This is a genomic window from Paenibacillus forsythiae T98 (assembly GCF_000520735.1).
GTDB lineage: Bacteria > Bacillota > Bacilli > Paenibacillales > Paenibacillaceae > Paenibacillus_AQ > Paenibacillus_AQ forsythiae.
On sequence record NZ_ASSC01000534.1, the window covers coordinates 1 to 22,227 of the forward strand.

Consider the following 22,227-nt stretch of genomic DNA (forward strand, 5'->3'; position numbering starts at 1 on the left):
TGCTCATCCAGCACAGTTGTCGCATTCGCGGAGAAATTCTCCGGCACAATGATCGCCACATAATACTCGTCTTGTTTCAGTCCCTCCGCCGCCTGCTCGCGGCTCACGAAGGTCCAGCTGAAATCCTTGCTCTTCTTAAGCTCCTCCACTAGATCCTCACCGGCGTGGAGCCTGGTTCCCTCGTAATCGGCGCCTTTGTCTTCATTAACGATGGCGATTGGCATCTTATCCAGATTGCCGTAAGGGTCCCAGAATGCCTTCAAATACACTCCGCTGTAAAGCGTCGGAATGAACAGCACGGCCAGGATGGTAATCAGCGTCATCGGTTTCTTGAACGCCGAGCCCGCATCTTTCATAAAGACAGATAATGATTTCACTCCGGTCCTCTCCTTTTATATCTGTTCTTTCTGTTCATGCAAAACCGTTGTAATACGTGATGACTATTTTCCCCGTTTGGTCAGTTTGAGAGATAAGAAAAACCCCTATCGGAGTCTCTCATAGATGTTGCCGAATCACTCGACGCCTCCCGCCATTCTCTCACATCGTCTGCTGCGCCAGGCCCTCGGCCAGAATCAGCCGAAAATACGCTTTGATCTCTTCCTTGCCAAGAGGCGCATGCAGCTTGTTCAGCTCGGCCGTCAGCGTAATGTACAGCTTCAGCATAACCACCGATATGACCTTCGGGTCACAGGGCTTGATTTCACCCTGCCTGATGGCATGCTCCACCTCCCGCTCCAGGTATCCAATGATGGCGCCCTCGATCTTGTCGAGTCCCTCCTGGGCTTGCGGCGTGCCGAATTCGCGCTTTTCCTGGGAAAGCTTGATAATCAGCTCATGCTCGCTCCGGAATTCCAGCAAGGAGTCCAGCACACGCTGCAGGTTATCAAAGAAAGGCTTGTCACGCCTGATCTCCCGCTCGGCAATATGCTTCATCTCCAGAATAACCTTGTGAACAATCTCGTCAAACAGCTGCTCCTTATTCGAAAAAAAAGTATAAATGGTGCCTTTGCCGACGCTCGCGATTCTGGCCACCTGATCCATCGTTGTCGCTTTGTAGCCGAATAGTGAAAAGGATTTTGCCGCCGCCTCAATCACCTGCCGCCTTCGATCCACCACTGCCACCTTCGCGCGCCTCCTTTCTGCGGCTCCATACATGCCGGACAGCTTTCTGACTATTTTACAAATTCGGTCATTCAGTCATACATTAATTTACCATTCCGGCTGCCAGATTGCAATATGTTCGGAACTGTTTTATTTTTAGTTCTTGCAGTGTTTTAACTTTCTATTTACGTCTTATTTGTATAATGTGAAAAGAGTACAGAATTTCTGAGCAAATATGGCGTATAGTAACTGTAACAGACTTTGCAATTCTATCGAAATGGAAAGTAGCGGGTGAAATTATGCGAAAGAAAAGAGTACTGCTGTTTTCGGAAGGCTTCGGCACGGGACATACAGGGGCCGCCTATGCTTTGGCTGAAGGCATCAAGCGCCTCAATCCTGCAGTCCAGTGCCGGGTCATCGAGCTGGGCAAATTCCTGAACCCGACGGTGGCTCCATGGATTCTTTCCGCCTACCGCAAGACCGTCAGCAGACAGCCGAAGCTGGTCGGCATGCTGTACAAAACCCAATATCACAGATCGCTGAACCGGTTCACCAAACTGGCGCTGCACCGTGTTTTTTATACCCATGCCCGGCAAGTCATCGAACAGCTTAAACCCGATCTGATTATATGCACTCACCCACTTCCCGCGGCCGTCGTGTCAAGGCTGAAGCATCTGGGGCTTAAAGTTCCGCTGTACACGCTTATTACCGACTATGACGCGCATGGCAGTTGGGTTAACGCGGAGGTAACCCGTTATCTTGTCTCCACCTCCCGGGTAAAATCAATCTTGACGGGACGGGGCATTCCTTCCGATCAGGTAACGGTAACGGGCATTCCTGTCCACCCTAAATTCTGGGAACGCTCCAGCAGGGAAGCGCTCCGCAAGGAGCTGGGGCTTGCCGATATGCCGACCGTGCTTATTATGGGCGGGGGCTGGGGCCTGATGTTCGGCGAAGGGTTCATGGACGCGCTGACAGCCAAGGTTGATCATATCCAGCTCATCTTTTGCATGGGCAGCAATGACAAGCTGGTGGATAAAATGCGCAGCGACCCCCGGCTCCGGCATCGAAATGTTACTATTCTCGGGTACAGCAGCGACGTCAACAAGCTGATGGACGCCTCTGATCTGCTGATTACCAAGCCGGGGGGCATGACCTGCACCGAGGCGCTGGCCAAAGGCATCCCCATGCTCTTCTATCAGGCCATTCCCGGACAAGAAGAGAAGAACTGCCAATATTTCGTCGAGCTTGGCCTGGCCGAGGTGCTGAACTCCGAGACGGTTATAGACAAATGGTTCCGGCTGCTCCAGCGCGAGTACGCAGAGCTTGAAGAACAGCGCCGCCTCCGGCTCTCCCCCGATCGGTACCAGCCGCATAACTGTGCGGTAACGGTGCTGGAGATGCTGGGCAAGCAGGGGAAGCTGGCCGGGGAGAATGGCACCGCAGCGCAGGCGCGCGGCGACAAAGCGGTATATCTGGCGCCTTGATTCATGATTTCGAGGCTTGATTCGAGGCTCATACCAAGAGGACGAAGCGGCGGAGTGCCGTTCGTCCTCTTCTTGCTGCGGCCTCCTAAATCTCCAGGCTTTCCCCGGCCTTGAGCGGGAATCCGTCAATGCCTTCCTGCTTCAGCCGATCGCAGAACTCCGCTCCGTCCTGTTCAATAGCCGGGAACGTATTATAATGCACGGGTATGACCTTGGCCGCCCGCAGCCAGTTCGCCGCAAGCAGCGCGTCATCCGGACCCATCGTCAGCACATCCCCGATCGGGAGCGCGGCGACATCGATAGCATTGCGCTCCCCGATCAGCCTCATATCTCCGAACAGCGCTGTATCTCCGGCATGATACAGCGTTTGGCCTCCAAGGGTCAGCAGGATTCCCCCAGGCTGGCCCAGATAAATCCAGTAGTCGCCCTCCTGTATGGAGGAGGAGTGGAGGGCCGGCGTGTACTTGACAGTAAAGCCGGAATAGGCAAGCCCGCCGCCTATATTCATGTGCTTGACCTTCGCTCCTTTAATCCGGCAGTACTCCGCAAGCTCATAGACCGCGAATATCGGGCAGTCATTATTCCTGGCAATCGCCACCGCGTCTCCGAGATGGTCGGAGTGCCCATGCGTCAGCAGCACCGCGTCCACCCTGATGTTCTCCGGAGCGATTCCCGAACCGGGATTTCCCGATAAGAACGGATCAATGATGACCCTGGCCTCAGGCGCTTCAACCAGCAGCGCGGAATGACCGTAATAGGTAAGTTTCATGACTCTTCCCTCCTCTGCATAATAATTAGATTACCCCCGATCACGGGCAGGTGAACTGTCGCACGGAGCCGCAGCTTCCAAATTATTCAGATTGTTATCGTTTCGACAATTTCATACATCGGCTTATGGTGCATCCGCGTAACGAAAAGAACCCAGTCCTCGACTCTCCAGGACATATGAAGAGCCGCCGCTTCCTGTGTGAGCGCATCAAGACTTCCGGAGGCAAAGGCTCGCTCTCCCCTATATTTGCGCGCCAGCGTTACATGGGGCTTATAGGCGCGTTCCTCCGCTTGGAACCCGAGCGGCCGCGTAGCCGCCACGATCCGGTGATGCAATTCCCGGAGCCGGTCCGTCTCTCCGCCCACCCCCGCCCACAGGACGCGCGGAGCGGCGGATGGGCCGAAGACGCCCGTTTCCCGCAGAGACAAGGTGAACGGCCCGAAGTCCGCCGCAGCCCACTTCAGCGCCGACACAAGCTCCGGAATGGACCGGGTGTCGGTATCCCCCAGAAATTGAAGTGTAATATGGTAATCCTCCTCATGCGTCCATTTGGCAAAGGACAGCTCCCGGGACAGACTGCGGCACATGCCGCCGACGGCTCCCCGAAGCTCGGGAGACAATCTTACCGCAGTGAACAGTCTTTCGTTGGCGGCCCTGCTACTAGGGTCCGCAGCTTTATCATTCATCGTCAATTCACCTGTTTCCGCAGATTTGATATGCATTATAAGCCGGGTGCCAGGCGGACCAGGCAACCTGACCTTGACATTCTTGCAGGGGCGGAGGTCGTCATCCGCCGGGCGAAGGAAATCTCCGTACTGATATCTTTACCGAAAATATGAAATCCTATCTGGCTTGCGGGACTCAAGCAAGCAATGTGATCGACTACCGCCGCCGATATCAAGAGCACAGCCAAAGCGAACGCTGAAAGGAACCTTTGGACACGGTGCAGCCCCTTTCAATCGAAAAACCGGCCGCAGCGATATGCTCCTCTATCGGCAGCGTCGAAATAATGACCGCTCGGCCGGTCAAGCGGCGGAGCGCCTCCAGCATCTCCCGCGTGTCGGCCGGCGAGAGGACCGAGCACAGATTATACGGCATGTCCAGCACGGCCGCATCATAATGACCGGACAGATTTCTCATGTCGCCCAGCGTCACGATATGGTCCGGGTAACCGAAATGGCGCAGATTCCCTCGCGCGCCCCGCACAGCGAGGGGATTGAGCTCGCATCCGGCCATGTCCATGCCCATGGACAGCCCTTCAATTAGCACGCTCCCCATTCCGCAGCAGGGATCGAGGACCCGCAGGCCCTCCGGACGGGGAGCCGCAATGTTGGCGGCTGACCGGGCCAGTGCAACGCCAAGTCCCGTTGAATAGTTATGCGGCTTGGCTTTGCGCCGCTGCCAGCTCCTGTCGCTCTCGTGGTACTCGCCGAACAGGATCATACCCTCAAGCATGACCAGACCGAACACGCGGTCCGGCGACCGCATGTCGGCCGTTCCGGGAATATGCCTGCCGATTCTCCTCTCCAGCTCTCTGCGCTCTTCATACGTTCCTCCCCCTTCCTTGGGACAGAATAGCTTGAAGGCCTCCCCTTCCCCAAGCGTAATTCCGCTGGCCAGCCTCGCGAGCGCCTCCTCCGAGTCCGAAGCGAATAAAATGTCAATTCTTCCCGATAAAAAAGGACTGCGGCCCGGATCAATCTTTTCCCGGGCAATAATCAGTCCAGGCGACAGAGCATCCCCCTGCAATAAAACGTCCAGCTCCAGTTGGCACAATCCACTCTCGTTCTCATGGCTGCGGTGCATATACAAATAAGGCGTCTGCTTGTAATCCATCCGGTGTAACCCCCCATACAAATACGCGCAAAAAAGCGCCTTCTCCATATTTCAGCAGATCAGGCGCCAAATTGCGGGAAAAATTCAATCCAGATCATAGATGGAGCCAACCTTCAGCCCGAACAGTTCATTGTAAATCTTCTCGGCAAATGCATCTGTCATTCCGGCGATATAATCGATCACCATATGCTCCCAGGTCCAAATCGGCTTGGGCCTCCGCTGGTCTTTCTCAAAACGCTGCAGCCAATCGGTAGGGATGATCGCTTTCGACGTATCAGGGTCGAGGAACGCTCCCCACAGCCTCCGCACAATCCATTCGCTCCGCTTCTGCAGCCGCTGGACGCGCAGATCGCGAATCATCGTCACCCAGGCGAAGCTCTTCAGCACGCTTACCGTGCGGAGCAGGTCCTCGTCTTCTTTTCCTTCCTTAATAAAGGTAACCTTCTTCCAGTCGCCGTCCGGAATAACGCCGAGGCTGGCGACAAAGGTGCTTACCCAGTAGGCCTTGACTTCGCGGCGGGTCCGGGAGTAATCGTTCTCGCAGGTCGGCAGCTTCTCCTTCCAGATCCGCAGGAATGAACTCAGCACTTCCTCCACCTTCGGGCGGATCGTCTCCTCTGTCCACCCATGCCAGAAGGAATCCTCCAGCGTCATGATTTTCTCGACAATCAGCCTCAAGATGTAAGGATCATGCATAAAGAATTCATGGACTTCAATCTTTCCGGCTTTGATGCCGTCCTCCAGGTCATGGGCGGAATAAGCGATATCATCGCATAAATCCATCAATTGAGCTTCGAGCGTCTTTTTCCCTGCGGGGATGCCCCATTCCGAACGGATATGGGAGATATATTCCCATTCATGCAGATACATTCCCTTTTTAACCGTCGTTCCGGGAAACGGATACTTGTTGATTCCAAGCAGAACGGCGTCGGACAGATTGAGTCCGTCGATGTTCTCGCGCTTCTCCAGAAACATAATGAGCCGGAAGTTATGCGCGTTGCCTTCAAAATGCTCATATCTGGTTCTCATCTCGTTATAAATTTCGAGCTTGCGCGCCGGGTCCGCTCCTGTCGCCGCCGCCTTCTGCGCCGTCTTCTCCTCAACCAGACGGTCCAGAATGCTGTCCAGCACCTCTTCTCCCTTATGTCCGAACGGAGGGTGGCCAAAATCATGCGCAATCGCCGCACATTCAACCACCTCCGGGTCAATGACCAGCCCTGGATGATCAGCCTTCTCCATGCCTACTTCCGGATAAGAGCGCAGCAGGCTCTTGGCCGCTTCCCGGGCGATTTGTGCCACCTCAAGCGAATGGGTCAGCCTCGTGCGGTAATAATCCCCTGTGCCTGCGCCGAATACCTGCGATTTCCCCTGCAGCCTGCGGAAGGTCGGTGAATGAATCAGCCGGGAATAATCACGTTCGTATACGGCCCGTGACGTCTCCAGGCGGGTGATCTCCGGATATTGGCGGTGTTCTCTTAGTTCATTTAGTCTCATGCTCCCCTACCCCTTAATATGATGGCTATCTGTTTTTAATACTTCATTATAATGCATTTTCGGCAAAAGTTTTACTTGTACCAATTATATTTTTTTGGCAAGATAAGCAAGCTGAACGGTAAGTAGCCCAGCCTCCTAACATTCAATTTTTCGACACATATAAATTTTACACTATTTAACTCTAATGTATTTATACATTTATTGTTGTCCTGTTATTCGGTCTTATTAACCCTTTATCGCTAAAATTATCGATTTTTCAGATCATCGCCAAGTTTTTTCGTGAAATTTATCGATATTGCTCAGAATACCTTGATTTTCCAAACATTATGTAGTATGATTTTACTATAGGAATTATGGTTTAGTTATATCCCGTTATAACTAATTATAATTAGACATCAAGATTTACATCACATACAACTCTTATTACCCTAAATTGAGAGGAGAACGTACAATGAAAATTAGCGCCAGAAACCAATTGGAAGGCCGTGTAGTAGCTATAGAGGCAGGACCTATCAATGCCAAGGTTGTTGTGGACGCCGGCGGACAAAAGATAACTTCCATCATTTCCCTGGATGCTCTGGAGGAGCTCGGCATTAAAGAAGGCGCAACCGTTACCGCCCTCTTCAAAGCTTCTTCCGTACTCTTGTTGGCCTAAGGTGAATATCCGCCTTCTGAATAGCAGAAGCAAAATAGAACCGGACGTACATTACTTTCATGTACATCCGGTTCTTTTCAGTTATCCGACCCTCTAGATAATTGCGTCCGGCCAGAAAATAAGGTAGTCTTGTGTTAGTGCACCCAAAGTGCGATGGCTGCTGACGCAGCCTACTTCCTAGGAGGCTTTACTTTATGTCCGACAATACATCCTATACAACCGAAGAGGTTGCTCAGTTGCTTAAAATATCAAAACTGAAGGTTTATGATCTGATTAAGAAAGGCGAACTTTCTTCTTACCGGGTCGGCAAACAAATGCGTGTGGATGCCTCGGACCTGGAACAGTACAAACAGCAGTCCCGAGAGAGCGGACGCCAGGCGTCCATGCTCGCCTCTGCCGCCAAGACGGGCCCTCAGGGGGCAGGATCTCCCCCTACAATTCACACACCGGCGGCGTTTCGCTCGGCGGCGCGTGAAATTGTCATTACCGGCCAGGATATCAGTCTTGATATTATTGCACAGCATCTGGAGAAGTTCTCTCCCTCACTGCGTCCGCTGCGTTCGTATGCCGGCAGTCTTGACAGTCTGATTTCCATGTACCGCGGGGAATCCGATATCGTTAGCACCCATTTGCTGGACGGCGATTCGGGTGAATATAACATCCCTTATATCCGGAAGATGCTTGTAGGCTCCAGCTATCTTGTCGTCCGCCTCTTGGGCAGAGCCGCCGGCCTGTATGTGCAGAAAGGCAACCCCAAAGGACTGTATGGCTGGAAAGACCTGGGGCAGCCCGGTCTTCGGCTGGTTAACCGGGAACGAGGGTCCGGCGCCCGGGTGCTGCTGGACGAGCAATTGCGCCTTAACGGTGTTAAGTCGCAGAGCATCGAAGGCTATGAAACGGAAGAAATCAGCCATGTGACGGTTGCCGGCAGAATCGCTCGCGGCGAGGCCGATGTCGGTGTGGGGAATGAGAAGGCCTCCCGGATCGTCGAAAGCGTGGATTTTATTCCGCTCATTCAGGAAAAATACGATCTGGTTATGCTGAAACGGCCGGATAATCAGGACTGGATCTCGGCGGTGCTTGAGATATGCCGCTCCAAGGCGCTGCATAATGAGCTTGACTCGCTGTACGGATACGATCTGTCCGAAACCGGAAAGATTATTTACGAAACATAATAATAACCCTCCTGTCCACAGGCTGCTGACACCGCCGGATGGGGAGGGTTATTTATTGTTTCACTGCCAGTCTTTATCAGGAGTAGCGGTTGACAAACATCAGCATGACCGCCGATATTGCAATGATCGAAATGACCCACAGCCAGGCAAGGGTCATGTCCCCTCCGTCCACCGCCACATATATCGCGGTAGGAATCGTCTGGGTCCGGTTAGGAATGTTGCCTGCCACCATAATTGTCGCTCCGAACTCGCCAAGCCCGCGGGCAAAGCCGAGAACATAGCCCGCAGCAAGCGTTCGAATCGCCAGCGGAAGGGTAATATAACGAAGCACTTGAGCTTCTGTCGCTCCCTGCGCGCGCGCCGCATCCTCCAAATCGCGGTCGACTTCTTCGAACCCGGCCTTAAGCGTGCGATAAACGAGCGGAAAGGCGACAACGACGGCGGCGATGACCGCAGAGCCCCAGGTGAACAGAATCGTCCCGCCGGTTAAATTCTCATACCATTCGCCAAGCCAGCTCTTTCTTCCCAACACGACCAGAAGCACAAAACCCACAACCGTAGGCGGAATAACCAGAGGAAGCAGCAGTACAGTTTCAATCAGGCTGCGGCCCGGAAACTTCCGGTTCGCCATCGCCTTGGCGACTGCCGCCGCCAGGACGAATACAATCACGCTCGTGATAACCGCAATTTTAATCGATAACCACACCGGGGCCATAAAGTCGGTCCAATTGATGTCCATGTATACTCAACCCGCAGTCTTTATTTATTATTTATTAATAGAGGGAAAATCCATAGGATTTGAATACGCTGGTTGCCGCGTTAGTTTGGAGGTAGCTATAGAATGCTTTTGCTTCCGCCTCATGCTTAGTGCCTTTGACGATACCAATCGGGTAGTTGATCGGTTTGTGGGCGAAAGAGCCAACAGTAAGGGCGATCTTAACCTTCTTGGAAGTCAATGCATCGGTCTTGTAGACAAAGCCCGCATCCGCGTTGCCTGTTTCAACATAGGAGAGTACCGCGCGTACGTCTTTACCGAAGACCAGCTTGCCTTGCAGCTTGTCCCAAATTTTCTTATAAGTCAGGGATTGCTGCGCATATTGTCCCGCCGGCACAGATTCCGGTTGGCCAACGGCCACCTTCTTGAAGGAAGCACCGGTAAGCAGGGAAATCGTGTTAAGCTTCGCCTTGGAGCTTGCAGGAACCACGACCACCAGCTGATTCTTCAGCAGTTCTTTATTTTGGGTGATGAGTCCGCCATCAACAAGAGCCTTCATTTGCTTGTCGCCTGCCGAGAAGAAAATATCAGCCGGAGCGCCTTGCTCGATTTGTTTCTGCAAAGTGCCCGAGGCCGCATAGTTAAAGACCAGATCAACATTAGGATGAGCCTTCTCGTATTGAACAGCGATCTTATCCAGGCTGTCCTTCAGGCTCGCCGCCGCGGATACGAGGATCTCCGTCTTGCCTGCGGCTTCCGCCTTACCCGTTGCTGCAAGAGGCGTTACGGCAAATACCGCCACCGCCATTACTACCATTGCCAGCTTTTTTAACATTCTCCCATTCCTCCAGTGTATGTATTGATATGATTAGAAGATATTCTAGCACATTCCCAATAAATCTACCATATATTTTGTTATATTATATATCATCGTGTTATATTTGAACAAAAATCGTCAAAACTGCCCGATTTCCGCAAGGGAAGTAATGCTTGCATATAAAGGAAGAGAACCGAATAATTCCGCGAACTGATCGCTTTAAATATACACCTTATTGAACATAGGTCAAATGAAGAGCACACAAAAACTCTCCTGAAGTCAGAGAGCGTACCAATCTAACATCGTATATGCTCATTGATCTAACACTAAATGTTATATAAAATAACTTAACTATATATATCCGCCCCGGCAACAATCATTTTGTGAACGCCCGGACATTTATCCATAGATTTGCATACGATTTCATGAAAATCCCTCAAAAAAAAGACTGCGCTATTTATACAGCGACAGCCATTTCTCTAGTTGGTAGCGTAGAACTTCACGGTAATGGGCGGGCTCGATAATTTCCGCTGCTTCTTTAAATTTTGTTACCCAGTCAATAAATTCCCTGTCACGCTCAAGCGAGACGTCAAAATAGGCGTACTTGCCCTGCTGCTCTATTTTTACGGGGACAATTTCACTCTTTCCCTTTCGAATTTCCTCCAGCACACTGTCAGAAAACCTGACCTTGAACACCACCCGCAGGCTGTCCTCATCCATCGACCACTTCTGCTTCGTAAATTCCTGCAGATTGAATGGCTCCTTGGAAAAACGCTTGTCCGTCATTTTTACATTCGTCAGATCGTGGATATGAAAGCTTCGGATCACCTTCAGGCGGTGACAATATCCGATCAGGTGAAAACGGTTTTCCAGAGGAACCAGGTAATACGGATCAATCTCAAGTCCGTTCTCCTCCTGGGCATTATCGAAGTAATCGGCGCGAATGCTTGTTTGTTTCAGCACGGCGTTTAGAACATGGATCAAGTGAAACTGTTCCGGCACAGCGCCGTTTCGTTCGAGCCAGAGAGAGCCGACCTCCTTCTTGGCGTTCTCCATTTTCTCTTCCCTTTTCTCTTCCCTGTCCGCCTTGTGCTTGTACTCGGCTGCCATCACCTTTTCATAAGCACTCTCGAAGCCGCGGGGCATCAAGGGCTTTATCATCTCTATAGTGTCGCTGAGCTGTGAAAATGCGGCCGACTCTTCCGAAGACCAGTCCAGAGGGTACAGCGCAAAATTGCCGATAAAAGCATACCCTTTCCCATGCCCCATATGGGTAATGGGGATATGCATGGCACTCAATGCATCCATATCGCGATAGATCGTTCTCTCGCTGGTGCCGCAGCGTTCAGCCAACTCGCGCGCCAAAATGCCGGGCTTGGCCTGAACGAGCGTAATAATGCGCATCAGACGGATTAAGCGGTCTGTCATAATAACTTCTCCTTGCCACAATTAGTAAAATAGACTCATTGAATAATAATTATCTAGATATATGTATCTATTTTATAAAAATTAAAATTCTATATAATAGATTAAGTAATAGAACTATTTTACTATTTTAACATACTCACATTTCACATTTGTAAACCCTTTGCTGGCTAGCAAGTGAATATTCTCACAAAATATTGAAATTCAATCTTGATCCTTCGGTAGCATCCGTGCTCACATTACTGAGGTTTATCCCCCCTTCCATCCCTCCGGACTCCCGTTCACTCTGCATGTAAAGCGCCTCGGCTTCCCGCAGCAGGACAGGATCTTCGGAGCGGACAGCCATCAGCAGCAGGTTATCCGCATGACGCCGCAGCTTCTCCCGGGCAAGCGTCTGCTGTCCGTCAGCGTACAGCGACAAGGCCTCCGCAATCGTCTCCTCTACCTTCAGCATTTCCACATGCTTCTCTACATAAAAGGAGCTGACCTTATCTATATATTCGGTGTGACGGCTGTATTCAAGCGTCAGCTTCTGCACCGGCAGCTCCCGCCTGCGTTCGCCCGGCCGCTGTCTGTATCGCCACTGCAGCCACAGCATCTCATGCCGGCCGGCCGGAAGGGATTCCAGATGAAATTCCAATGCAATATATTTACTCTGCCCCGAGCGAATGGCGCCCAACTGGAACAGAAGTCCCCGATCTCCGCTTTCCGCAAGGCGGCAGCCGTGCATCCCGGCAAGACTCACATGGGGTTCAAGCCATATATACAGTTCAATGTCACGCGCAACCAATTTGTGCGACTTCCTCCGCTCAACACCCGGTTGCGCGGCGCCGCGCCATTCGACAAGCAGGGTGTTCTGCTGCGATTTTCCGGAAAAAATGCAATCGTGGCTCCATCTATAAGCCGGTTGAATGCTGGCATGCATTATTTCCACCTCTTTCTTTTTTTGGGTTTTCTATTAATGTACCAATGTTGGCGGACAACTCCTTGTCACGGAATATATGTTCGGTTTGATATTATCGACAAAAAAAAGAGCCTATTCATAGAAAGTGAACGGCTCCCGGAGAACAGCAGCTATAAATGGAACTTTTTTCATTTCGAACGAAAGAAGGATACAAGCGCCCATTTGGCGCAAAGCAGGGAAAACAGAAAAAACAGAACAGCCCAAAGGATAGCCGGTATTCCGGTAAGGTGAGCCAGATTGGCGGCGTCGCCGGCGCGTGATGGCGAATAGGCAGACGCTGCAACCAGATAAAGGGCGCCGACAACGGATTCTTCCAGTGTTAAAAAAGCCAGCAACAGGTAATAAAACTTGCGTATTCCTGTGCTGGCGAGCAGCATGACGATATTCAGCCCGGCGAATCCGGCCAGCCACAGCATGCCGAAGCCGCCCCGCACATAGAGAACCAGCATGAGCAGCGCAATGCCCGTTGCCAGTATCAGCCCCAGTTCCTTGCGGCCTCTGGCATACAAATCGAACAGAAGAAGCGCGAACAGCGAGGCTGAGGGATATCCGGCGAGCGATACCAGAACCGAGCGAAATCCTGCCTGAACGGCCGAGTAAGTCACCCCGCTGTGATCGGCGTATAATTCGATCCGCAGCACCTGTCCCGACAGCAGCAGTGTGGCGAGCGCATGGCCGAATTCGTGGACCATCGTATCCAGGTTGCGAAACAGACTGGAAAAAGGAATCCAGTGTGTCAGCAGGACCGAGCCGATCAACCATAAGATCGTCTTCAACCAGTTATTCAAATCTGATCCCCCCTTACAGGTCCAAAGTATACGCCAAGCGCCGCGCCTCCACAACAAAACAAAAGGCGATAAGCGATTGTTGCCGCAATTTGCCGTACCCTGGCGTGTTATAATAAATGATAGGGAAAAATATACTTACACGTCAGGCGGTGATCTATCTATGAAATCAAAGTTTCTTCCTTCACTGCCGCGTCTGCTGTCCTCCATCCTGCTGACCGGAATGCTCTATACGCTTCCGGCGCCAGCGGCCCATGCCAACATCTTCAACGATCTGTACCGCGGGGTGGAGCAGTTCTCCGAGCTGCCCGACCAGATGAATGATCTGCAGGACAGCTACCAGCAGACTGTAAACGAGCTGAAGCAGACGAAGGATGAGCTGGGGCAGACTATAGATGAACTGGATGAAACCCAAAATCAGCTGGAAGCGTACCGGAGCGAGAACAGCTTGCTTCAGAAGCAGAACCAGCAGCTTACCGTGATGATCGACGAGCTGAGAGACGAACGAGCCGCCCGGGAAAGCTATATCCGCCGTCTTAAAACGACCGCGCTTACGGGCCTCGGACTCATTGCGGGTTATTTTGTTCTGGTTAGACTCATCCGCCTATTCATGCGAAACCGCTCCCGAAGAGGAGACAGATTGCTTTGATGGCCGGGGCCGGCGGGGAGTGTGCTTGACTATGAGAAAGGAGTACGGACGATGAACGCGGAAGTCGAGGGCAGAGAGTACGATGCAAGCGGAGAAGCTCTGACTTTCACGCTGGAGGAGCATGAGGAAATTCATGTGCTGCACCCGCAGCAGATTATAGCGTATCAGGGACCGTCCTCCGGGCGGGCCGACAGATTCATGGATGTAAAGGGAATGTACCGCAAGCGCAAGCTGATCCGGGCGGAAATGACCGGGCCTTGCCGGTTCACGGCGGCACTGCCGCCAGGCTACCGGATCAAGACCGTCATGCTGGACGGCAAGGATGACCTGCTCTACGACTTCAAGCATTTGTTCTTCTACAGCCAAGGAATTGCCATGCAGACCCGCGTGCTTAGCGTAAAGAATATGCTCGTAACCCGGGATATCATCAAGGTCAGATTCTCTGGCAGCGGAAGCATTGGCATTCTGACGGAAGGCACCGTATGCGAAGCGGCCCTTGATCCGGTGGAGCCTCTATATGTCGATGCCGGGAGCGTGATCGCCTATCCCGAGAATGCCCGGCTGGAACTGACGGTCTACGGCAATCATCTGGCCAGCCAGCATATGAGCTATCACTGGAAAATGACCGGCAGCGGCCCTGTTCTCTTTCAGGCGGGCCGGCAGAACCGGAGATTCGAACGGGAGAATCATGAGGACGGCATCTTCAAGCGGTTCCTGAGGGAGATTCTCCCCTTCGGCGGCGTATTTATCAAGTAGCTGCCGCCGGAGCGGCAACAAATCAACAATGGCCGGTTCCAGTCAAAGCCTGACTGGAACCGGCCATTTGCATACTCTTAAATCGCGGCCGCAGATGGACAGCCGCACGGCGCGCCGCCGCTGACGGTTCTTATGCGAGGTAAGCGTTCAGCATCCAGATGTGCTTCTCGACACTCGCTCTGATACCGATAAGCAGATCGCCTGTCGGCTGATCGCCCGACTCCTCCGCCAGTGTAATGCCGGCGCTCAGCTCTTGCGCGATCGTCGTGTAATCCTTGGCCAAGGTCGCCACTATTTCCTTGGCGCTCTCGCCGCCAACCGCTTCCTGCAGGCTGGACAGAGCCAGGTATTCTTTCATCGTGGAAGCGGGCTTGCCGCCGATTGCCAGCAGGCGTTCCGCCACATCATCCACATAGCCCGCAGCTTCGTCATAAAACTCTTCGAATTGGCTGTGCAGCGTGAAGAAATCCGTTCCGGTAACAAACCAATGGTAATGATGAAGTTTAATTCCCAGCAGTGTCCAGTTAGCAGTTTGACGATTCAGTGTGGCATGCAGTTCGGTTTGAGTTTTCAGATCAGTACTCATGATTCATTCCTCCCGGTTTTGAATATTTAATATTTAGACTTATTCTAAATCTATATATAGAATATCATATATCCGACCACTTTGCAATGCTTTCACCTGCTAATAATTGCTGCACATTGTATCATGCACATCGCGGCGGCAGCTATTATTTCCGTCACAATCTTCCAGCATGAAGTTTACTCCGCCGAAGCTTCCCCCTGTTCTTCCGTCCTGCCGTTGCCGCTGTGGAAAAGTCCGCGCATCTCTTCCCGCTTCGCCTTCGGGCTCAGCACATACAGCATGTCCCCTGGCTCAATCACTGTATCGCCGTGCGGTGTGACGACCTTGCTTCCGCGAACGATGGCGGTAAACAAAGTCTCGTCCGGCATGCTGATCTCTGAAATTTTCATACCGGCAATCGGCATCCGCTCCCCGATCCGGATGTGGTTGAATTCCGTATTGGTCTTGCCCAGCGCCACCAGCTCCATTAGCGAAGGAGTGTCTCCTTGCGCCTTGGCAAGCCTCAGCCTCGCCGCCAGCGGCGAGATGGTCGTTCCCTGAATAACGGCCGAAGTCAGCACGACGAAAAAGACAACATTGAAAAACAGCCTTCCGTGCTCAAGTCCGGCCAGCAACGGATACATCGCGAGAACAATCGGAACGGCGCCCCGCAAGCCGGCCCAGGAGATAAGCACTTTTTCTGAAATCGAGTATTTAAAGAAGGCAAGGCTGAGGAACACGCCGATCGGCCTTGCCGCCAGCATCAGAATAAAGGACAGCAGCAGTCCTTCCCAAGCGATATTCGCCAGCTCCTGGGGAAATACAAGCAAGCCGAGCAGCATGAACATGAAGATCTGCATCATCCAGGCGAAGCCGTGATTGAAGTTCAGGATCGTTCGATGATAGATCAGCTCGGAGTTCCCAAGAACAAGTCCCATCACATATACCGCAAGCAGTCCGCTGCTGTGCAGCAGCGCGGCCGAGCCGTAGGTCAGTACGGCGAACGCTACTGCCATTACGGGGTAAAGCCCGGTGGAATCGAGGTTGATCCGGTTGATTACCTGCACGGCGATTGTGCCGACGAGCAGGCCGACCAAGAGGCCGGTTCCCATCTCCCATATGAAAGACAGCAGCAGACCCCACACCGACGTATCCGGATGCTGTATCCACTCAATCAGCGACACGGTAAGAAAGACCGCCATCGGATCATTGCTGCCCGACTCCGCTTCCAGCGTCGAGGTGAGGCGTTTGTCGATATTTTTGCCGCCCAGCACGGAGAAGACCGCCGCCGCATCGGTTGAACCGACGATGGCTCCGAACAGCAGGCCTTCCGTCCACGAAACATCCAGAACCCAGGTGGCGAACAGGCCGACTACGCCAGTTGTTGCGAGCACACCCACGGTAGACAGCGCCAGTGAAGGAGCGATGATGGGCCTGATATCCTTGAAACGGGTCTGCATTCCGCCTTCAAACAGGATAACGACAAGCGCAAATATGCCCGCAAACTGCGTCAGGGGCACATTATTATAGTAAACAAAGCGGCTGACGATCATGCCGGCGGCGATGAACAGGACAAGGGAAGGCATCCCGAAGCGCGAGGAGAATTTGGTCGAAAGCACTCCCGTCAGCAGCAGGGCGGCCAGAAGCATAATAATGGAATCGGCCTGGTGGGTCATGGCGATCACAACCTTCCTTGTAAGGTCAGAATCCGTCGGATGTTGAAAATACGAAAGAACCCTCATCACAGGGTTCTTCTTCACAAGAGCTCACTCTCTGGAATAGATTTGCAGTTCATGGATGGACCAATAGTTTCCGCCCGCCCCGGTCTGGACGATTTTTATATATCTGGCTGTCCTCTCCGGAAAGGGGTGCATGTCAACGTCCTTTTTCCCCCTGCCGGAAGCAACAAGCTCCCAATTGCCGCCATCCTCCGACACGTAGATAGCATAACCTCTTGGATAATCGTAAGGAGAACGCGCGGTGTCCATTTGGACCGCTTCGATCCGATGCGAACTCCCCATATCAATCTGGACAGCCTCGCCGGAGGTCATGTTCACCCCGGTATCCCAGCGCGTGCTCGGATCTCCGTCGATCATGCTTGAAGGCTTCGAGCCCTTCTTGCCGGCAACCTGCGATGCCTGCCATCCGGTCCGGTCCAGCGGAACAAGGCCCGTAGCCGTAATTTGCGTCTTGTCAGACAGCAGGCTCGTGCCCGTTACCCGCACCGCGTAGGAGTAGGATACTCCCTCTTGCAGCGCCCGGTCGATATAAGAGGTGCCCGCGACACCTTTGGCTATGATTGTCATTGCTCCGCCCGTCCCCTCTGAACGAAGCACATCATAGCCGGTTCCGGGCGCCTCCAGCCAATTGAGCTGTACGGAAGTCCCTCTGACGGCCGTCGCCGTCAGGTCTCGCGGGGCTTCATCTTGTACCGAAGAAGACGGCTGCAAAATATATTGAACCGCTTCGCCCGGTGCCAGCGTCTCCGTAAAGGTCAGCTCAGGTCCCGCATTCAGTCCGGTCACGTAGCGGCGCGCTTCTTCATACGTATCGCCGTTTCCAAAGCGCTCTCCCTCGTACACCGCTTTCTGGGGCAAGGCAACCTTGACGCTGACGGTCTGCGGCGTGTTCTCGAAGTTGACGAGATTGACCAGCACCTTGTTCGAGGTCGCATTTGATCCCGGCAGCGGAGCCAGCTTCGAAGTATCCACGGCCCGGACATAGACCAACTTGTCGGCAAGGGCGCTTTTGTTCAACAGCCTGTAAGTGAGCGGGGCGCCATGCGTGGCATAAGCCAGGCTTAATCTGCGCATGATGCTGACGCGCGAATCCTCGTTCTCTTTCGTATAGTAAATTTCGGTCTTGGCCGGATCATGATTTTTCAGGCTGATATTCTTGAATTGGAACAGACTATAGTTGTAGAAAAAGGCCGCGTGCTGCACGAACATATCCGCATAACCGATATGGGCTCTCATGATCCGGTCGAATGCGGCCGATGTCCGCTCCTTCGCCCCGTAATGATAATCGTCCACATGGGTGTCGGACGTGCCGAATTCTGTGACGAGCATTTTTTTGGGGAGGCCGTTATTCGAGACCTTGAACGTCTTCAGGTTCTCGGTAAAGCTGCCGCCGTTCTTGGCAACGTAAGAATCTCCATAAGAGTGCCCGTTGGTGAGATCGGTAACCTGCTCCAGCTCCATCCGCTGCGCGGGATCGCGCTCCCAGCCGTCAGGATCGCCGCACTGCTTGGCGCCGCCCTGCTGGCTTCCGCACGAATCCTCCCTGTACGTCGGCCAGTACGCCCAGCCGGGGGCGACCGTCTGCACATGGGGTGCAATTTTCTTGCCTTCCTTGTTCAGCCAATCGGCCACCGCCAGATTGACGGCTTTGGAGCGGTTAAACAATCCGGGCTCATTGTCCACCTCGTAATATTGGAAATAAGAGCCGTATTTTTGAAAATAATCAGTCAGCTTCTTCTTGGCGCTATCCGGCAGGGAGCCATCCTCCTTCAGCTTGATATCTCCGGTGTACAGCTGGAGCACAACCGACTGCATATTGTAATCCCTGAGCACTTTGTAATAATTCTCCATGTCGGAGCAGGAAAAGCTGACATTGCTGGCGCAGCCTGTACGCATAATATTGCCGCTATAGGCCACCCCCAGCCATTTCATAATGTAAGGCAGATGAGTGGTGGCGCCTTTATCAAAATAAAACTGCTTGTTGGCGACCATCGTACCCGTCAGCACATAGCTGCCGTGAATCGGTTCCTTAATTGGAGCATCCAGCGACAGCAATTTCAGATCGTCCCAGGTCCACCATAAATATTGGTCTTCCGCGCTCGACGCATACAGGGAATGGACCGTCTTCAGTCGAAGCTCGTTGTCGCCGACTTGCAGCTGCTCCTTCGGAATATACAGTTCATAAGTTTTGCGAAATTTGTATTCGCTGCCCGTTCCCGCGACGCCTGCGATTTGAATAATCCCCGACAGCTCGCTGTTCGAGAATACAGCCATTTGCGGAACCGACTTATAGGCGTTCAGGATGCTTACCTGGAACAGAACTCCGTTCTTCGGGATTTTGTTCAAGCGGTAAGATAACCGCAGTTCAGGCGCGCTCCGGCCGTCAAGACCGGAAGGCACTTTTTTAAGCCCGGACGCATCCAGCTTGGGTGAATTTATAAGGATTGCGCGATTAACGCTTGAAGAATCGGCCGGCGAGAACTCGCCTGCGGATTCGTTCCGGCTGCCGAGCTGCCAGATGATCGCCCCCGCAGTGGAATCGGACGCCGTCTCATACGCGGAGGAGAACTTGTTCATTCCGGTATCCGTCCTCCCGGTCTCCTCACTCCCCAAAAACGATACAGACAGCAAGAACAAGATGGCAAGTCCTGCAAATTTCAGAAGTATAGATAAAGATCGGGCTCTTCCTGATTCTCTCATTCCCTGTCCTCGCTTTCTCCAAGAAGCCGGGCTTCAAAGATATAAGTTCATCTGGGAAGCAACAGCGCATCAGATGGAATAACCTCTTCCTGCCGGTCCGGCCTGGTCCAGAGCAGCTTCATATCGGCCTTCCCTCTGTTCTCAAAGTACTCCACCTTGATTTTGTAACGGGTATTCTTTTTCAGCCGGATGCTTCCTTCCCGGGCCACATCATTCTGCGGAACCCAGCTGTCGATAATGAGCTTCCCGTCAATCCAGACCCGCACTCCGTCGTCGGACACCGTCTTGATGGTGTAGGTTCCCGTAACCGGAGCCTGAATGCGGCCTTGCCAGCGCACAGAATAGTAATTGTTCCCTATGCCTGTGTCTGGCGGCGTATCGCGCCAGGTGAAATTAAGATTGGCGTCGGTACGGCTTATGACCGGTTCGCCCTCAAGCTCCTTATTGTCAAAATATTCTCCCCGCAGTCCGTTTCCGGCGGCTGCAGCCAGCTTGCTCGTCAACCTGACGAAATCATTCTTGGACAAAGTATAGTCCGCGTTCATGAAGCTGCTTATTATCTGCTGGCTGTTATTCTCGGTCAGCATTTTGCCCCAGGTCATCATATAGACCCACTTGCTCTGGCTCTTGGCCAGCATCTCAGGATCGGGCAGCTCCCCGCTTTCGCCAATGGCGATCGGCTTCCCGTCCGCCAGCTTGAGCAGGCTGTCGTAATACATCTGCTGAAAGTCGTTGTTGTAAATATCCGCAGCCAGAACATCCACTTTGTCCGCTCCCGGATAGTAGGACGCATAGGCGTCGGCCCACCCGTTGGGCGCGTTCGGATTCCATACCCAGAGCAGATTGTCTAATTTATGTTTACCCACATATCGGTCGTACATAATATTCCAGAGCGCGGAAAAATTATTTTTCTTCCCCCACCAGAACCAGCCGCCGTTCATTTCATGGTACGGGCGCCACAGCACGGGCACTCCGGCAGCCTGCAGCTGCTTCAAATACACCGCCGTCCTGTCGAGGTCGGCAATCAGCATGTCATACTGCGCTGTGCCGGGTGTCACATAGGCATCGAAATCGCTCTGGCTCAGACTCATAGACACGTTGGACCAGGTTGGAGAGGTGCCGGGAAGATTCTCATGAAAGGTCATGGCGACAATCCCGCCGCTCTTATGCCAATCGATGGCGCTTCTGACAACCGCCTCGCGCTGGCGGTCAATCGTATCGGGCGACTGGCCGTTAAGGGCTCCCAGCTCGTAGCCGTGCAGAACGGCGTCATTTCCGGTAGCCTGCTTCAGCTTGCCCGTGAATTCATCCGGGCTTTCAAGGTAATCGTGCTGGCCGGAGATCAGGCCCTTTCCGCTTAAGTTCGCCAGGTATTCAAGCAAATTCCGCGATTCGGCCGAAGCTGAAGGATTGACCGGCGAGGCGGCTTTGCCGATTGCTGCCGGGGGAATACTCTCGGCGTTGGCCCACGGCAGCAGGGCGACAAGAAGAATCAAGGGAACAGTCAGAACAAACAACCGATGCTTGCGAAATTTGTTCAATGTCATTTTCCTTTCTTAAGCCGGATTGTCGCCCCGAATGTCGTCCTCCGGATGCCGGAAATGACGGCCATTATCCAAACAGGGCTCGATAGCTTAGAAGCCCTGCTGTAAAGAAAGCAGGGCTGTCAAGGCTCTAATGAACGGGATGAATTTATGCTGTCATGATATCGGCGGCCTCACCTGACCATTTGCGGACAAAAATATATCAAAGCGAACCGGGAAGATACAACGCGCCGGAGGGAACGACCTCCTTGATTTGGCTTGGACTTTCCCACATCAAACGGGCTTTGGCGCTCCCCGTATTGTCGTAATATTCAATTTTAATGTCGTACAGCTTGCCGGCTTCCAGATCGATCCTTCCCTTCCGTTCTAATCCGTACTGGGTGGCCCAACTGGTAATGACGGCTGTCCCGTTAACCCATAACCGGATGCCATCATCCGAGCTTGTATAGAAGGAATAGTTCTCGCTGTAGAGAGCCTTGATCTTGCCGCTCCAACGAACGGAGAAGCGGTCCGTTCCGACAGACGGGTCCGGCGCTCCGGTTCCCCAGTTGAAATCGATGGCCGATTCTTCTCTCGTCAGCACAGGCGTACCCGTAAGCTGAATATTGGTAAAGTATTCACCCAGCAGCCCGTTGCGGGCCTGCGGAGGCTCCGGCGTGGCCGAAGGCACTGGCAGCGGCTCGACGGCAGCGGGTTCTGCGGGATTATCCTGCATGGCCGAATCTTGTCCTATCGGCTGATAGACGGGGTCCGGCGTCGGACTCGGTGTTGGCGTCGGCGTTGGACTCGGCGTTGGCGTCGGCGTTGGACTCGGTGTCGGCGTTGGCGTCGGACTCGGCGCCGGTGCCGTAAACGCAGCCATGGCCGTAATAATCTCATCGCGTGTTAACGTAAACCCATTGTTCAGGAAGCTCTTGATGGTTGTGGTGCTGTTATTTTCGTAAAGCATTTTGCCCCAGGTCATCATAAAGACCCATTTGCTCTGCGATTTGGGCAGCATCGCCGGATCAGGCATTTGTCCGTTCTCGCCAATGGCGATCGGCTTTTCCGG

General features: G+C 53.0%; 21 protein-coding genes. 5 read left to right on the plus strand and 16 right to left on the minus strand.

Annotation, left to right across the window (positions count from 1 at the left end; all coding sequences use genetic code 11):
• Positions 1-377 (minus strand): YhgE/Pip domain-containing protein (locus L692_RS29135; RefSeq protein ID WP_036724107.1); only part of this gene is annotated, 377 nt, incomplete at its 3' end.
• A 160-nt stretch (positions 378-537) separates the two neighbouring features.
• A complete protein-coding gene (locus tag L692_RS0116515; protein WP_025701225.1) occupies positions 538-1,122 on the minus strand; it encodes a TetR/AcrR family transcriptional regulator in 585 nt (194 codons plus the stop codon).
• Positions 1,123-1,400: 278 nt separating this feature from the next.
• On the opposite strand from L692_RS0116515, the gene L692_RS0116520 reads away from it, so the two are divergent.
• A complete protein-coding gene (locus L692_RS0116520; RefSeq protein ID WP_025701226.1) occupies positions 1,401-2,588 on the plus strand; it encodes a UDP-N-acetylglucosamine--LPS N-acetylglucosamine transferase in 1,188 nt (395 codons plus the stop codon).
• A gap of 85 nt (positions 2,589-2,673) precedes the next feature.
• Here L692_RS0116520 and L692_RS0116525 read toward each other — a convergent pair whose 3' ends face one another.
• From L692_RS0116525 to L692_RS0116540, 4 genes are all read right to left on the minus strand, one after another.
• Positions 2,674-3,357, minus strand: a complete 684-nt coding sequence (locus L692_RS0116525; protein WP_025701227.1) for a metal-dependent hydrolase — start codon at positions 3,355-3,357, stop codon at positions 2,674-2,676.
• An 86-nt stretch (positions 3,358-3,443) separates the two neighbouring features.
• Positions 3,444-4,043, minus strand: a complete 600-nt coding sequence (gene thpR, locus L692_RS0116530; protein WP_025701228.1) for an RNA 2',3'-cyclic phosphodiesterase — start codon at positions 4,041-4,043, stop codon at positions 3,444-3,446.
• A 211-nt stretch (positions 4,044-4,254) separates the two neighbouring features.
• On the minus strand, positions 4,255-5,193 hold the full coding sequence (locus L692_RS0116535) for a TRM11 family SAM-dependent methyltransferase (protein ID WP_025701229.1): 939 nt from the start codon (positions 5,191-5,193) through the stop codon (positions 4,255-4,257).
• 84 nt (positions 5,194-5,277) lie between these two features.
• A complete protein-coding gene (locus L692_RS0116540) occupies positions 5,278-6,687 on the minus strand; it encodes a deoxyguanosinetriphosphate triphosphohydrolase family protein (RefSeq protein WP_025701230.1) in 1,410 nt (469 codons plus the stop codon).
• Positions 6,688-7,138: 451 nt separating this feature from the next.
• Between L692_RS0116540 and L692_RS0116545 the strand changes: the two genes are divergently transcribed.
• Positions 7,139-7,342 carry a TOBE domain-containing protein gene (locus tag L692_RS0116545; RefSeq protein ID WP_025701231.1) on the plus strand — a complete coding sequence of 68 codons (204 nt, stop codon included), beginning with the start codon at positions 7,139-7,141 and terminating at the stop codon, positions 7,340-7,342.
• 194 nt (positions 7,343-7,536) lie between these two features.
• Positions 7,537-8,517 carry a substrate-binding domain-containing protein gene (locus tag L692_RS0116550; protein WP_025701232.1) on the plus strand — a complete coding sequence of 327 codons (981 nt, stop codon included), beginning with the start codon at positions 7,537-7,539 and terminating at the stop codon, positions 8,515-8,517.
• Between the two features lie 76 nt (positions 8,518-8,593).
• On the opposite strand, the gene modB is transcribed toward L692_RS0116550, so the two are convergent.
• The 5 genes from modB to L692_RS0116575 all read right to left on the minus strand — a co-directional run bounded on the left by modB (position 8,594) and on the right by L692_RS0116575 (position 13,226).
• On the minus strand, positions 8,594-9,256 hold the full coding sequence (modB, locus tag L692_RS0116555; RefSeq protein WP_036724110.1) for a molybdate ABC transporter permease subunit: 663 nt from the start codon (positions 9,254-9,256) through the stop codon (positions 8,594-8,596).
• A gap of 34 nt (positions 9,257-9,290) precedes the next feature.
• Positions 9,291-10,067, minus strand: coding sequence for a molybdate ABC transporter substrate-binding protein (gene modA, locus L692_RS0116560; RefSeq protein ID WP_025701234.1), 777 nt, complete (start codon positions 10,065-10,067; stop codon positions 9,291-9,293).
• Positions 10,068-10,502: 435 nt separating this feature from the next.
• The gene (locus L692_RS0116565; protein WP_025701235.1) at positions 10,503-11,477 is read right to left on the minus strand and encodes a helix-turn-helix transcriptional regulator; all 975 of its coding nucleotides are present in this window, start codon (positions 11,475-11,477) and stop codon (positions 10,503-10,505) included.
• A 184-nt stretch (positions 11,478-11,661) separates the two neighbouring features.
• Positions 11,662-12,399 carry a hypothetical protein gene (locus L692_RS0116570; RefSeq protein WP_025701236.1) on the minus strand — a complete coding sequence of 246 codons (738 nt, stop codon included), beginning with the start codon at positions 12,397-12,399 and terminating at the stop codon, positions 11,662-11,664.
• 167 nt (positions 12,400-12,566) lie between these two features.
• Positions 12,567-13,226: a M50 family metallopeptidase gene (locus L692_RS0116575; protein ID WP_025701237.1), complete on the minus strand. Its 660-nt coding sequence runs from the start codon at positions 13,224-13,226 to the stop codon at positions 12,567-12,569.
• A 160-nt stretch (positions 13,227-13,386) separates the two neighbouring features.
• Between L692_RS0116575 and L692_RS0116580 the strand changes: the two genes are divergently transcribed.
• Both L692_RS0116580 and L692_RS0116585 read left to right on the plus strand, forming a co-directional pair.
• Positions 13,387-13,872, plus strand: coding sequence for a coiled-coil domain-containing protein (locus L692_RS0116580; protein WP_025701238.1), 486 nt, complete (start codon positions 13,387-13,389; stop codon positions 13,870-13,872).
• A gap of 51 nt (positions 13,873-13,923) precedes the next feature.
• Complete coding sequence (locus L692_RS0116585; RefSeq protein WP_025701239.1) at positions 13,924-14,628, plus strand: AIM24 family protein; 705 nt, start codon at positions 13,924-13,926, stop codon at positions 14,626-14,628.
• Positions 14,629-14,758: 130 nt separating this feature from the next.
• Here the strand turns inward: L692_RS0116585 and L692_RS0116590 are convergent, their stop codons facing one another.
• The 5 genes from L692_RS0116590 to L692_RS31925 form a co-directional block, all read right to left on the minus strand.
• Entirely contained in the window at positions 14,759-15,214 is a 456-nt protein-coding gene (locus L692_RS0116590) for a Dps family protein (RefSeq protein ID WP_051503522.1), read from the minus strand.
• 176 nt (positions 15,215-15,390) lie between these two features.
• Positions 15,391-16,869, minus strand: a complete 1,479-nt coding sequence (locus L692_RS0116595; protein WP_025701241.1) for a potassium/proton antiporter — start codon at positions 16,867-16,869, stop codon at positions 15,391-15,393.
• A 90-nt stretch (positions 16,870-16,959) separates the two neighbouring features.
• Positions 16,960-19,509, minus strand: a complete 2,550-nt coding sequence (locus tag L692_RS0116600) for a discoidin domain-containing protein (protein ID WP_025701242.1) — start codon at positions 19,507-19,509, stop codon at positions 16,960-16,962.
• Positions 19,510-19,679: 170 nt separating this feature from the next.
• A complete protein-coding gene (locus L692_RS0116605; RefSeq protein WP_025701243.1) occupies positions 19,680-21,179 on the minus strand; it encodes a glycosyl hydrolase in 1,500 nt (499 codons plus the stop codon).
• Positions 21,180-21,378: 199 nt separating this feature from the next.
• The coding region (locus L692_RS31925; RefSeq protein WP_025701244.1) for a PA14 domain-containing protein at positions 21,379-22,227 on the minus strand (849 nt) is incomplete at its 5' end.